Below are 12,283 nucleotides of genomic sequence, written 5' to 3'. Positions count from 1 at the left end.
GCTGAAAGCCGGTATCGGCCTCGGCCTGTCGTTGAACGTGGCCGGCGCGGTGGCGGCGCAGGCCTGGCCGGCCTGGGAGCAGTTCGCCGCCGGCTACATTCGCGACGACGGCCGAGTCGTCGACTGGACCGACCGCGCCCGCAGCACTTCGGAAGGGCAGTCCTATGCGCTGTTCTTCGCACTGGTGGCCGGCGATCGGCCGCGCTTCGAGCAGGTGCTGAACTGGGCGCGCGCCAATCTCGCCGACGGCAGTCTGAAGACCACGCTGCCAGCCTGGCACTGGGGCCAGATCAGCGAAACCGGCTGGGGCGTCGTCGATCCGAATTCGGCTTCCGATGCCGATCTGTGGATTGCCTACACCTTGCTGCAGGCGGGCCGGCTGTGGAAGCGCGACGATTACAGCGCCGAAGCCCATGCGCTGCTGGGCCTGATCGAAAGCCGGGAAGTGCGCCGCGCCGGCCCGCTGACCCTGCTGCTGCCTGGCCCTGTCGGTTTCGAGGCCGAAGCCGGCATCCGCCTCAATCCCAGTTATCTGCCGCCGTTCCTGATCAAGCATCTGATCTCGGTGCGGCCGAAAGGTCCCTGGCAGGCGGTGCTCAACAGCTATCTGAAACTGCTGCCGGCGCTGACCCCCGGTGGCCGCATTCCGGACTGGTTCCTGCTGACCGCCGACGGGCCGCGGCTCGATGCGGTCAGCGATGGCCGCGGCAGCTATGACGCGATCCGCAACTATCTATGGGCCGGTTTCGGCGCTGACAGCGTGCCGGAAACGCGCGCGCTGCTGGCCGCGCTGAAGCCCTATCTGGCACTGCTGCGCGGCATCGGCCGGACCCCCGAAGTCTGGTATCCCGATGGCCGCGCGCCGGCCGGCATCGGTCCGCCGGGTTTCGATGCGGCGCTGCTGCCCTTTCTCGCCGCCGCCGGTGCCGATGAACTCGCCGCCCAGGCCCGCGAACGTCTGGCCCGCGCCCGGATCGGCGATCTGCTCGGCTCGCCGGCCCGCTATTACGACCAGGTGCTCGCGCTGTTCGGCGAAGGTCACGATCAGAAACGATTCCGCTTTGGCCAAGATGGCCGCCTGGAGCTGCCATGAAGCCGTTGCGTCCGCTGCCCCGATCATTGCCGCGATCCCTGATCTGCGTCGTCCCGATCGTCCTCGCCGCAGCCGCTGGCAGCTTGCCGACCCAGAGTCAGGCGCAAGCCCAAGCCAAGCCTCAGGCCAAGCCCGATGCGGCGGCAATCAGCGCGCTGGCTGAACAGGGTCGTTACTGGGAAGGCCGCGAACAGTACGGCCGCGCCCGCGAAGCCTGGCAGCGCGTGGTCGATGCCGATCCCGGCAACGTCGAAGCGCTGAGCCGCCTGGTCGGCCTGGCGACACGCGAAAACGACAGCCCCGGCGCCAAGCGCTATCTCGATCGCCTGCGCACGGCTGCGCCGGGTTCGGCAGCCTTGAAGCAGGCAGAAGGCGTGGTCGCCGGCGGCAACGGTCCCGGCCGCGCCGGCCAGGGCAGTCCCGATGCCGCGGCCCTGGCGCGTGCCCGCGCTGCCGCCGCCAGCCAGGACTATCCGACCGCGCTCGCTGCCTATCGTGAAGCCTTCGGCGGCGAACCGACTGGCGGCTCGAACGCGATGGAGTACTACCAGACGCTCGGTGCCACCGAGGCGGGCTGGGCGCCGGCAGAGCGCTGGTTGCGCAGCAATGCCGCGAACAATCCCAAGGATTCCGTCGCCGCGCTGGCGCTGGCCCAGCACCTGACCTACCGCGAAAAGACCCGCCGCGAAGGCATCGACAAACTGGCGGCATTGAGCGCCCATCCGACATTGGGCGCGCAGGCCCGCAAGTCCCAGCGCCAGGCGCTGATCTGGCTGGAAGGCCAGCCCGCCGATGCCGGCCGCTATCGTGCCTGGCTGGCCACCGATGACCAGGACAGCGAGATCCGCGCCAAGCTCGACGGCCTGGCCAGCGCCCAGCGCGCTGATGCCGGCGCGGCCTATGGCGCGCGCATCAACGGCCTGTTCAAGCAGGCCGATGGCGGCGACGTCGCCGGTGCCGAAGCCGGCTTCACCAGTATCCTCAAGACCGGCCCCGGCAACGCCGACGCGCTCGGCGGCATGGGCGTGATCCGGCTGCGCCAGCAGCGCTACGAAGAATCGAAAAGCTATCTCGACAAGGCTCGCGCCGCATCGCCGGGAACGGCAGGACGCTGGCGCGAGGCGCTGACCTCGGCGAATTTCTGGTCGCGGGTGCAGGCAGCCGAAAAAGCCCGGCTGGCTGGCGACTACGCAAGCGCCGACAGCGCCTACGCATCGGCGCTCGCCGCACCCCCGTCGGAAGTGCCGGACTCGGTACGTCTGGCCCATGCCGATGTGCTGCTCAATCGCGGCAAGGATCGCGAAGCCGAAGCGATCGCCCGCAGCGCCCTGAAGCGCGACGACCAGAACGCCGACGCACTCGCCGTGCTGCTCACCGTGCTGAGCCGCAGCGGCCGTGATGCCGAAGCGCTGGAACTGGCCCGGAAAGCGCCGGCCAAGCTGCGGCCGCAGGTGGCGAATCTGCGTGGCGAGCAGTTGCGCCGCCGCGCCAAGCAGGCCCGCGATGCTGGCGATCTCGCCGGCAGCGAGCGCCTGCTCAACGACGCGCTGCTCGAACAGCCGGCCAATCCCTGGATCCGTCTCGATCTGTCCGAGGTCTACCGCAAGCAGAACCGCCGCGCCGAAGCCGCGACCCTGCTCGATGGCCTCGCTTCAAGCCACGGCAGCAACCGCGATGTGCGCCTGGCACAGGCCTATTTCGACGCCGAACAGCAGGACTGGGCCGGCGTGCTCAATCGCCTGGAAAGCTTCACCGCTGCCGAGCGCAGTGCCGACGCCATCGGCCTGCAGCGCCGCGCCTGGGTGCAGTACCAGCTGGAGCGGGCGCGTATCGCGCTGCGCCGCAGCCGGCCGGGCGATGCTCACCGCATCCTCACCGATACCGACATCGCCGCCGGTGGCGATCCCGAATTGCTGTCGGCCCTGGCCAGCGGCTGGGCGGAACTGCAGGACCCGGCACGCGCCGTGGCCTACATGCGCCGGGCGATGGGCCAAGGAACAGGAGATGGCCGCGGCGCGACGCCGGCGCTGCGCGCGCAGTACGCCGCACTGCTGCTCAGCGCCGGTCAGGATGCCGAGTTCGAAGTGGTGGCCGCCGATCTCGCCGCACGCAAGGATCTCGATCCCGCCGGCCAGGCCGCGCTCGATCAGCTGGTGATCGGCTATCGGGTCAAGCTCGCCGATCGCGCCCGCACCGAGCACCGCTATCCGGAGGCCTACCTGCAACTGCGCGACGCCGTGGCCCGCTATCCGGCCAACGTGCAGGTGCAGATGGCGCTGGCCCGGCTGCTGACCGATGCCCGCGACATCGACGCCGCCGCCTCGATCTACCAGAGCCTGGCCCAGCGCGAGCCGGACGACATCGACATCCGTCTCGGTCTGGTCGACACCTTGCTGGCCGGCGATCGCCGGGTGCTGGCGACCCGCGAGATCGATCGCGGCCTGTCGCTCGATGCTGCCAATCCGCGCTGGTGGCGTGCCTCGGGCCGGCTGGCCGAGCAGGAAAACCGCAAGGGTGCGGCGCTCAAGGCCTACCGCCGTGCCGAGGAACTGGAACGCGAATCGCCAGCCGAGCAGCCAGCGCCGCAACTGGCCTGGATCGATCCACGTCAGCCCGGCGTGAGCTTGCCGGCGCCGGTCGCCGAATTGCTGGCCGAGACTTCGCCGGACGCGCCGGGTCCGCTGGCGCCGCGGGCAACGGGCGTTGCCGCAGCACCGGCCGTGCAGTCGGCAGTCGGCCGCGGCCTTGCACCGGCAGCGCCATCAGCACCCGCCGTGCAGGGCGCGGCCGTTGGCCTGCGGCCGAGCAATGCCCTCACCGGCGATGGCGTCGGCCCCTGGCAGGCGGCGCAGGTTGGCCAGCCGCTGTGGCTGAAGCTCAGCGAACCGGCGGCGCCGAAAGGCAAGCCGGGCGCTGACGCGGCCGAGGTCTATCCGATCGACCCGGGTCCGATCGCGCGGCTGGAGTCGTCGACCAGCGGCTGGGTCGGCGGCGAAACGGCGATCCGGTCGCGCAAGGGCGAGGGCGGCCTGTCGCAGCTGTTCGATCTGGAAACGCCGGTCACTCTGAATCTGCCGGAAACCAGCTTCGGCCAGGCCTCGCTGACCGCAACGCCGGTCTACATCGACAGCGGCACCGCCAGTGGCACGCGGTTGTTGCGGATCGGCGCCGGTGCGCTGGTCGGCGGCACCGACACCGGCACCCGCGATGCCGGCGGTGTCGCCTTCGGGCTCGGCTACAAGCTCGGCGAATTCCGCGCCGATATCGGCGTGACGCCGATCGGCTTCGAAGTCGATCGCCTGGTCGGTGGCTTGTCCTGGCGCTACAGCCCGGATGATCTGCGCCTCGGCGTCGATGTCTCGCGGCGCGCGGTCAGCGAAAGTCTGCTCGCCTATTCCGGCGCCAGGGACCCGCTGCTCGGCCGCACTTTCGGCGGCGTGGCGCGCACCGGCGGCCGAGTCGACCTGGCCTACGACACCGGCCGCTTCGGCCTCTACGGCTACGGCGGCTATTACAGCTACGACGGCCGCAATGTCGAAACCAATGCGTCGCTGCTCGGCGGCGCCGGCGTCTTCGGCCGCAGCGCGCTGGCCGCCAATCACGGCCTGACCTACGGCCTGAACCTGACCGTGTTCAGCTTCGACGACAACCGCCGCTTCTACACCTTCGGTCACGGCGGCTACTTCAGCCCGCAGCTGTTCACCGCGGTGACGGTGCCGGTGCAGTGGGCCGGCGTCGCCGGACCGCTGAGCTGGAACCTGAGCGCAGCTTTCGGCGTGCAGAGCTTCCGCGAGGATGGCGCGCCGTACTACCCCGGTTTCGACGCGCTGCAGGCCGAGCTGGAACGGGTCGTCGCGCTGAATCCGCAGTCGACCCAGGCCACCGGCTACGCCGCCCAGCGCAGCACCGGCCTCGGCTACACGGCGAAGGCGCTCAGCGAATACCGGGTGGCGCCGCGCCTGACCGTCGGCGGCCTGTTCTCGATCGACAACGCCCGCAACTTCCGCGAGCTGCAGGCGCACGGCTATCTGCGCTGGTACTTCTCGCCGCAGCCGCCGGACGCCACCGATCCGGCGCCGATCCTGCCGTTCTACCAGTACTGATGCCATGACCAAGACCATGATCAGGTTCCGTCATCTGCTGCTCGCCGCCGGCTGCGCCTTGCCGGTTTTCGCACACGCTGCCGATGTGCCAGCGCCGCTGATCGGCGCCAGCCCGAACAGCGCCGAGCTGCTGCTGAAGACGCTCGAAGACCGGCTCGGCGGCAATCCTTTCGATCCGGTGTCGATGAACAACCTGGCGGTGATCCGGCTCAAGGAGAACAACCCTTACGCCGCCGCCGAACTGCTCGCCCGGGCTCACCAGCTCGATCCCGACAACACGGTGATCACCGCCAACAACACCAACCTCGGCAAGTGGATCGAGGCCCGCGCCAAGGCCCAAGTCAAGGCCGATGGCAAGCCCGCCGAGCCGCTCGACGATCCCAGCCAGCCGTTCCCGCCCGAGCCGCCGCCGCTGTGGCCGTCGCGCTGAATCCTGCTTCGAGAGCCTTCCGATGAAACCAGCCGTACTGCTGTTCCCGCTGCTCGCAGCGCTTGCCACCGTTGCCGGCTGCACCTCGCAGGTCGATGACATCCAGGTTCCTGATCTGAGCTTGCCGTCCGATGCGCTGCCGGTGGGCGTGTTCGTCGGCCGCACCACGTTCCAGTCGGCACCGACGGAAGTGGTGGGCACCGCGCTGATCGAGCCGAACGGCCGGATGATCGTGGTCGGCGACCAGGCTGAGTTCCTCGCCTCCGGGATGTACGAGACGGTGGGCAGCGGCATCAACGCCAAGTTGCGCTTTCATCTGCCCAATCTGCGCGGCGCCGACGGCCAGCCGCTGAAACCCGTCGCGGCCGGCGATCTGATCGGCACTTTTCTGCCGAAGGACAGCTTCACCGGCACCTTCGTGCGTGACGACGGCGATGCCGGCTCGATGAATTTCGTCTACGACGTGCAGAGCGAAACCCCGGCCGCTCTGCCCCTCCTGGTCGGCACCTGGGCGATGCCGGATGCCTTCGGCGACAGCGCCGTCAGCTTCACCTTCGTCAACGGCGGCGGCTTCAGCGGTCTCGATGCCAATGGCTGCCGCTACATCGACGCCGAAGCGTTCGTCATCGATCCCCGCTACAACCTCTACCGCCTGAATTTCTCGCGCAGCTGCGTCGGCGACGTCAACGCCGTGATCTTCACTGGCCTGATGACCATCGTCGAGCGCAGCAGTGGCGGTCGTACCTTCAAGCGGATGATCCTCACCGGCTCGAACGGCACGGCGGCGGTATCGTTCCAGCTGACCGGCCAGAACTGAGCTTTGCCGTTCTCCCCCTCTCCCAACCCTCTCCCGCAAGGGGAGAGGGCTTTCAAGCTCGGCGCGCCGTCTGCAACAGCAGGCTCATTTCCTCGTCATCGAAGCCCGCCGCGCGCCGCGCCGCTTCGTTGATCGGCAGGCGGATGTTCATGCCCTGCTCGGCGAGCAGGCGCTGCGAGGTGGTCAAGGGATCGACGCCGCGCTGCGCGCACAGCCAGCGATACCAGCGGCTGCCGATCGCGACATGGCCGACTTCCTCGGCGAGGATCACGTCGAGGATGGCGACCGTTTCCGGATCGCCGATTTCGCTGAGCCGGCGGATGATGCCCGGCGTCACGTCGAGGCCGCGCGCTTCCAGCACCCGCGGCACGCAGCACATCCGTTCGAGCACGTCCTGCGCCGTCTTTTCTGCGGCTTCCCAGAGGCCGTTGTGGGCCGGCAGGTCGCCGTAGTCGTAGCCGAGCGAGATCAGCCGCGCGCGCAGCATCGCGAAGTGGCGGGCTTCGTCGCGGGCCACGGACAGCCAGTCCGCGTAGTAGTCATCCGGTAGCCCACGGAAGCGCCAGGCGGCATCGAGCGCCAGGTTGATCGCGTTGAACTCGATGTGGGCGACGGCGTGGATCAGTGCTGCGCGGCCGGCGACGGTGCCGAGACCGCGAGTCGGCACATCGCGCGGGCGGATCAGTTCGGGTTTGGCCGGGCGGCCCGGTACGCGCGGATCTTCGGCATCGGCGGCCGGCTGATCACCAATCGCCGCCGGTACGGACTCGGGCAGCGCCGCAACCAGCGCGCACTTCGCGCTGGGATCGGCCTCGCAAAGCGCGGCGTGCACCGCGTCCAGCAGTGCCGCTGGGCTCACTCGCAATGCCACTCGAAGCGGCCGATGCTCGGGCTGGCCAGCACGCAGTGATCGCCGGGCTTCAGCGCGGCCACACCCTTGGGCGTGCCGGTATAGATCACGTCGCCCGGTTCCAGCGACCAGCTCTGGCTGAGGATGGCGATCTGCTGGGCCACCGGGTAGAGCATCTCGGAAGTCTTGCCGTGCTGGCGCAGCTCGCCGTTGACGTGCAGGGTGAATTCCATCGCCTGCAGGTCCTGCTCCAGGAAGGGCTTGAAATCGCCGAGCGGCGCCGAGCCGTCGTAGGACTTCGACAGTTCCCAGGGCTTGCCCTTGTTCTTGAGCTGGGTCTGCAGATCGCGCAGGGTCAGGTCCAGACCGAGGGTGATGCCGGCGATCGAATCGAGCGCGTCTTCGACGGCGATGTCGCGGCCACCGCCGGTCAGCATCACCACCAGCTCGACTTCGTGATGGGTGTCGCCGCGGCCTTTCGGCAGCGGAATCACATCACCGAGTTGCACCACGGCCGACGGCGGCTTCATGAACACCACGCATTCGCCATCCGGCCGGTGGTCATTACCGGGGCCGAGGTGGGCGAGTTCCTCGACGTGATCTGCGTAGTTCTTGCCGATGCAGAAGATGCGGTTGATTTTCATGGGATGGGTCAGGGGAAAAGGGGTGGTCAGCGACGATCGAGCGCGTGCTGGTCGAGCGCTGCGCGCGGCACGAACTGCAGCGCCTTCAGATGGGTGGCGGCGAGCAGCACCGGCGGCGCCATGCCGGCCTCGAAGGCTTCGAGCCAGCGCAGCGCGCACAGGCACCAGCGATCACCGTCCTTCAAGCCTGGGAAGTCGTACTCCGGGCGCGGCGTGCTGAGATCGTTGCCGCGCGAGCGCGAGAAGCTCAGGAACTCGGTGGTGACCTGGGTACAGACCAGATGGCGGCCGACATCCTGCGGGCCGGTGCGGCAGTTGCCGTCCCGATAGAAGCCGGTCATCGGGTTGGTGCAGCAGCAGGCCAGCAGTTCGCCGAAGACGTTCAGCGCAGGACCGGAAGACGAGGAAGCATCGGCAGCCATGACAGGTTCGCGCGCAGGTGGGGAGGCCGATCATAGCGAGCGCTGCGTGATGACTTCATAAATCCACGCCTTGCGGCGATGATGGCGGCCCCAAGACTGCACGAATCCCTGATGAAACCAACCCGTACCGTCAGCCGTGGCGCCATCGATCTCGCCGTCTACGAACGCGGCGCTGCGCCTGGCCGCCAGACGCTCGTGCTGGTGCACGGCTATCCGGATTCCGCCCAGGTCTGGACGGCGATCGCCGAACGCCTGGCCGAGCGCTTCCACGTGGTCAGCTATGACGTGCGCGGCGCCGGCGAATCGAGCGTGCCGGCGCGCATCCGCGATTACCGCATCGCCGAGCTGATGGGCGATCTCGAAGCGGTGATCGATGCCGTCGCCCCCGGCGGCCAGGTGCATCTGGCTGCCCACGACTGGGGTTCGATCCAGTGCTGGGAAGGCGTGACCACCGCGCCGCTGAATACCCGCATCGCCAGCTACACCAGCATCAGCGGGCCCTGCCTGGATCATGTCGGCTACTGGCTGCGCGAGCACGCCAGGCCGGGCTGGCGCGGCGAGCAGTTGCTGAAGCAGCTGGCGCGCTCCTGGTACATCGTCGCCTTTCAGCTGCCGGCCCTGGCGCCGACCGCCTGGCGGCTGGCGCTCGGCCGCTACTGGCCGAAGATCATGAAGCAGATGGAAGGGGCGACCGTCGAAGCCAGCCCGACCCAGGTCAAGGACGGCCGCAACGGCGTCAACCTCTATCGCGCCAACATGCTGCAGCGCCTGCTCAGGCCGCTGCCGCGCCACGCGATCCTGCCGGTGCAGCTGATCATTCCGACCCGCGATCGCTTCGTCGGCCCCGAGTTGTACGAAGGCCTGTCGCGCTGGGTGAAGGTGCTGCGTCGTCGCGCGATCGACGCCGGCCACTGGCTGCTGCTCAGCCATCCGGACAAGGTTGCCGGCTGTATCGCCGAATGGATAGCCGAGCATCCGATCAAGACCGAAGCCGCCGAAGCCACACCCGGCGCGAACCGTCGCCCCGCCACCTCATCGAAAGCCAAGCACGCATGAACATCCTGATCGTCCACGCCCATCCCGAGCCGGCCTCGTTCACCTCGGCGATGAAGAACGCCGCGGTCGCGGATTTCACCGCGGCCGGCCATGCCGTCGTCGTTTCCGATCTCTACGCGATGGGCTTCAACCCGGTGGCGAGTGCGGCGGATTTCGGCACCCGCAGCAATGCCGATTACCTGAACTACGCGCTCGAACAGCGCGGCAACGGCGATGCCGGCACCCTGGCGCCGGACATCGCCACCGAGCTGGCCAAGCTGCTCGCCGCCGATCTGGTGATCTTCAGCTTCCCGCTGTACTGGTTCTCGGTGCCGGCGATTCTCAAGGGCTGGATCGACCGGGTGCTGGTGTCCGGCAAGACCTACGGCGGCCGGCGCATCTACGATCAGGGCGGGCTGAAGGGCAAGCGCGCGCTGCTGGCGCTGACCACCGGCGGCCGTGATTACATGCTCAGCGAAGGCGGCATCCACGGCGATATCGAGGACATCCTCAAGCCGGTGCTGCAGGGCACCCTGGCCTACACCGGCATGACCGTGCTGCCCAGCTTCGTCGGCTTCCACGTGCCGTATCTGAAGCAGGAAGAGCGCGAGGCGATCCTGGAAAACTTCCGCGGCCATCTCGCCAAGCTCGACCAGTTGCAGCCGCTGAGCTTTCCCAAGCTTGGCGATTTCGATGCCCAGATGAAGCCGCTGGCCAGGTAGGGCGCGACGCTATGCCGTGAACGACTGAAGCCTACCGGGCCTGGAGCTTGCTGATACAGACAGTTCATTCGTATTCCAGCTCTTTTTGCACAACTTTCCTGGCGTCATCACTTTTAGAGAGCAGTTCTGACCATGCAGGAAAAAGCTCAGGCGGAACACGGCGCAATGATGGCAAGCACGGGCATCGAAAGCCTGGACGACATCATGGGTGGCGGTTACCGGACGAATCGCCTCTATCTGATCGAGGGCGTACCGGGCTCCGGCAAGACCACGCTGGCGCTGCAGTTCCTGCTCGAAGGGGCTCGCCGCAACGAACCGACGCTGTACATCACGCTGTCGGAGTCCAGCGAGGAGCTTGTTTCGGTTGCCGAATCCCATGGCTGGTCATTGTCCGGCATCACCTTGCGCGAACTGGTGCCTTCGGAAGCCGCGCTACGGCCGGACGATCACTACACGATGTTTCATCCGTCCGAAGTGGAACTGGGTGAAACCACGCGCACCATTCTCGAAGAAGTGGACCGGATCAATCCCAAGCGGGTGGTCTTCGATTCGCTCTCCGAACTGCGCCTGATCGCCGGCAGTCCGTTGCGCTATCGCCGGCAGATTCTTGCCCTCAAGCATTTCTTCGCCGGCCGCGATTGCACGGTGTTGATGCTCGATGACATGACCAGCTCCGAACGCGATCTGCAGGTGCAGAGCATCGCCCACGGTGTGCTGCTGCTCGAGCAGATGAACCCCGATTACGGTGCTGAGCGGCGTCGGTTGCGCGTGGTCAAGTACCGTGGCCTGAGCTTCCGTGGCGGTTATCACGATTATGCGATCCGCCGTGGTGGCATCGTTGTTTTCCCGCGCCTGGTCGCGACCGAACATCGCAAGGTTTCGGGCATGCAGAGGCTGCCGAGCCGTATTGGCGAGCTGGATACGCTGCTCGGCGGCGGCATCGAACGCGGCACCAGCACGCTGATTACCGGTGCGCCGGGTACCGGCAAATCATCGGTGGTTGCGCAGTTTGTCTATGCAGCGGCCGAACGCGGCGAGAGCGCGGCGATGTTCATCTTCGATGAGAGCATCAACACGCTGGTGAGCCGCGCTGCCGCGCTGAGTATCGATTTGCAGAAGCACATCGATACTGGGCGCGTCACCATCCAACAGGTCGATCCGGCGGAGCTATCGCCAGGCGAGCTGATCCAGGCGATCCGCAAAAGTGTCGAAGACCGTGGCGTTTCGATGGTCGTCATCGACAGTCTGAACGGCTATCTGAACGCCATGCCCGGCGAGCGTTTCCTGATCATCCAGCTGCATGAGCTGCTGACTTTCCTCGGCCAATCCGATGTTGCGACCCTGCTGATCAGTGCTCATCAGGGTCTCATCGGCAGCAACATGACCTCGCCGGTGGATGTCAGCTATCTGGCCGATGCAGTGATCCTGATGCGCTACTTCGAGGCCGAGGGCGAAGTCCGCCAGGCCATCTCGGTGGTCAAGAAACGCGGTGGCGCCCATGAGCGCAGCATCCGTGAATTCCGGATGCTCGATGGCCGGATCATGGTCGGCGAACCCTTGAGAAATTTCCGCGGCATCCTGACCGGAGTGCCTATTTATCAGGAGGCGGCTCCCCGGGTCGAAACCTGATCCGCCGCCATGTTTTCCAATAGGGAGTTGCGGGTGCTGGTGATGGGCCCGACCAGCAGGGACGCACAACTGGTGCGGACCATCCTTTCCGGTAATGGCATTGCCAGTGAAACCTGCCTGACACTGGTGGCGCTATGTGCCGAGCTCGAAGTAAGGGACGTCGGTGCGATCCTAGTGGCCGAGGAAGCTCTGAGCTCGGCTGAATGCCTGAGTGCCTGGCTACAGCGCCAGCCGACCTGGTCCGACCTCCCACTACTGGTCGTCGCCCGGCCGGGTGCCGATTCGGCCGTAGTGGCGTTGGCGATGGCACAGCTGGGCAGCGTGACGATTCTGGAACGGCCGACGCGGGTGTCGGCTCTGCTCAGTTCGGTCCAGGTGGCCTTGCGTGCCCGCAAGCGCCAGTACCAGATTCGAGACCAGTTGGCCGATCTCGAAAACGCCCGAGCCACGCTGCAGCGCAACGATCATCGCAAGGACGAATTCCTGGCGATTCTCGCCCATGAGCTGCGCAACCCGCTGGCGCCGATCAGCAACGCGC

General features: G+C 67.2%; 10 protein-coding genes and 1 pseudogene. 8 read left to right on the top strand and 3 right to left on the bottom strand.

The annotated features are described in order from the left end of the window. The 4 genes from bcsZ to Q0D45_RS18270 all read left to right on the top strand — a co-directional run. Positions 1 to 1,093: cellulose synthase complex periplasmic endoglucanase BcsZ (gene bcsZ, locus Q0D45_RS18285; RefSeq protein WP_293396175.1), on the top strand; the 1,093-nt coding region annotated here is incomplete at its 5' end. Beyond that, positions 1,090 to 5,196 (top strand): cellulose synthase subunit BcsC-related outer membrane protein, encoded by a 4,107-nt coding sequence (locus Q0D45_RS18280; protein ID WP_293396172.1) that lies wholly within the window; start codon positions 1,090 to 1,092, stop codon positions 5,194 to 5,196. The genes bcsZ and Q0D45_RS18280, both read left to right, overlap by 4 nt. A 4-nt stretch (positions 5,197 to 5,200) precedes the next feature. Beyond that, positions 5,201 to 5,626, top strand: a complete 426-nt coding sequence (locus Q0D45_RS18275) for a hypothetical protein (RefSeq protein ID WP_293396169.1) — start codon at positions 5,201 to 5,203, stop codon at positions 5,624 to 5,626. A 22-nt stretch (positions 5,627 to 5,648) separates the two neighbouring features. Continuing rightward, on the top strand, positions 5,649 to 6,443 hold the full coding sequence (locus Q0D45_RS18270; protein ID WP_293396166.1) for a hypothetical protein: 795 nt from the start codon (positions 5,649 to 5,651) through the stop codon (positions 6,441 to 6,443). 52 nt (positions 6,444 to 6,495) lie between these two features. Here Q0D45_RS18270 and Q0D45_RS18265 read toward each other — a convergent pair whose 3' ends face one another. The 3 genes from Q0D45_RS18265 to Q0D45_RS18255 are packed head-to-tail and all read right to left on the bottom strand — an operon-like array spanning position 6,496 to position 8,359. Beyond that, positions 6,496 to 7,302 (bottom strand): ferritin-like domain-containing protein, encoded by an 807-nt coding sequence (locus tag Q0D45_RS18265; protein WP_293396163.1) that lies wholly within the window; start codon positions 7,300 to 7,302, stop codon positions 6,496 to 6,498. Next, the gene (locus tag Q0D45_RS18260) at positions 7,299 to 7,937 is read right to left on the bottom strand and encodes a fumarylacetoacetate hydrolase family protein (protein WP_293396160.1); all 639 of its coding nucleotides are present in this window, start codon (positions 7,935 to 7,937) and stop codon (positions 7,299 to 7,301) included. Before Q0D45_RS18260 ends, Q0D45_RS18265 begins: the two co-directional genes overlap by 4 nt. Before the next feature lie 26 nt (positions 7,938 to 7,963). Then, a complete protein-coding gene (locus Q0D45_RS18255; protein WP_293396158.1) occupies positions 7,964 to 8,359 on the bottom strand; it encodes a DUF2237 domain-containing protein in 396 nt (131 codons plus the stop codon). A gap of 111 nt (positions 8,360 to 8,470) precedes the next feature. Here Q0D45_RS18255 and Q0D45_RS18250 point away from each other — a divergent pair, with 111 nt between their 5' ends. The 4 genes and pseudogenes from Q0D45_RS18250 to Q0D45_RS18235 form a co-directional block, all read left to right on the top strand. Further along, positions 8,471 to 9,415 (top strand): alpha/beta fold hydrolase, encoded by a 945-nt coding sequence (locus tag Q0D45_RS18250; protein WP_293396155.1) that lies wholly within the window; start codon positions 8,471 to 8,473, stop codon positions 9,413 to 9,415. Further along, the gene (locus tag Q0D45_RS18245; RefSeq protein ID WP_293396152.1) at positions 9,412 to 10,116 is read left to right on the top strand and encodes an NAD(P)H-dependent oxidoreductase; all 705 of its coding nucleotides are present in this window, start codon (positions 9,412 to 9,414) and stop codon (positions 10,114 to 10,116) included. The genes Q0D45_RS18250 and Q0D45_RS18245 overlap by 4 nt, the downstream gene beginning before the upstream one ends. A 165-nt stretch (positions 10,117 to 10,281) precedes the next feature. Then, on the top strand, positions 10,282 to 11,745 hold the full coding sequence (locus tag Q0D45_RS18240; RefSeq protein WP_293396149.1) for an ATPase domain-containing protein: 1,464 nt from the start codon (positions 10,282 to 10,284) through the stop codon (positions 11,743 to 11,745). 9 nt (positions 11,746 to 11,754) lie between these two features. Further along, a pseudogene (locus Q0D45_RS18235) lies at positions 11,755 to 12,283 on the top strand (hybrid sensor histidine kinase/response regulator); the annotation flags it as partial.

The sequence above is a fragment of the Nevskia sp. genome, from assembly GCF_023266035.1.
Classification (GTDB): domain Bacteria; phylum Pseudomonadota; class Gammaproteobacteria; order Nevskiales; family Nevskiaceae; genus Nevskia.
Note: the sequence above shows the minus strand (reverse complement) of the source record. Positions and strands in the feature narration are given on the sequence as shown.

What these genes read in the sequence shown, in the direction of transcription:
- Q0D45_RS18250 (WP_293396155.1), top strand. Translation starts at nt 8,471, where the DNA reads ATGAAACCAACCCGTACCGTCAGCCGTGGCGCCATCGATCTCGCCGTC.
- Q0D45_RS18280 (WP_293396172.1), top strand. Translation starts at nt 1,090, where the DNA reads ATGAAGCCGTTGCGTCCGCTGCCCCGATCATTGCCGCGATCCCTGATC.
- Q0D45_RS18240 (WP_293396149.1), top strand. Translation starts at nt 10,282, where the DNA reads ATGATGGCAAGCACGGGCATCGAAAGCCTGGACGACATCATGGGTGGC.
- Q0D45_RS18275 (WP_293396169.1), top strand. Translation starts at nt 5,201, where the DNA reads ATGACCAAGACCATGATCAGGTTCCGTCATCTGCTGCTCGCCGCCGGC.
- Q0D45_RS18255 (WP_293396158.1), bottom strand. Translation starts at nt 8,359, where the DNA reads ATGGCTGCCGATGCTTCCTCGTCTTCCGGTCCTGCGCTGAACGTCTTC.
- Q0D45_RS18270 (WP_293396166.1), top strand. Translation starts at nt 5,649, where the DNA reads ATGAAACCAGCCGTACTGCTGTTCCCGCTGCTCGCAGCGCTTGCCACC.
- Q0D45_RS18260 (WP_293396160.1), bottom strand. Translation starts at nt 7,937, where the DNA reads ATGAAAATCAACCGCATCTTCTGCATCGGCAAGAACTACGCAGATCAC.
- Q0D45_RS18245 (WP_293396152.1), top strand. Translation starts at nt 9,412, where the DNA reads ATGAACATCCTGATCGTCCACGCCCATCCCGAGCCGGCCTCGTTCACC.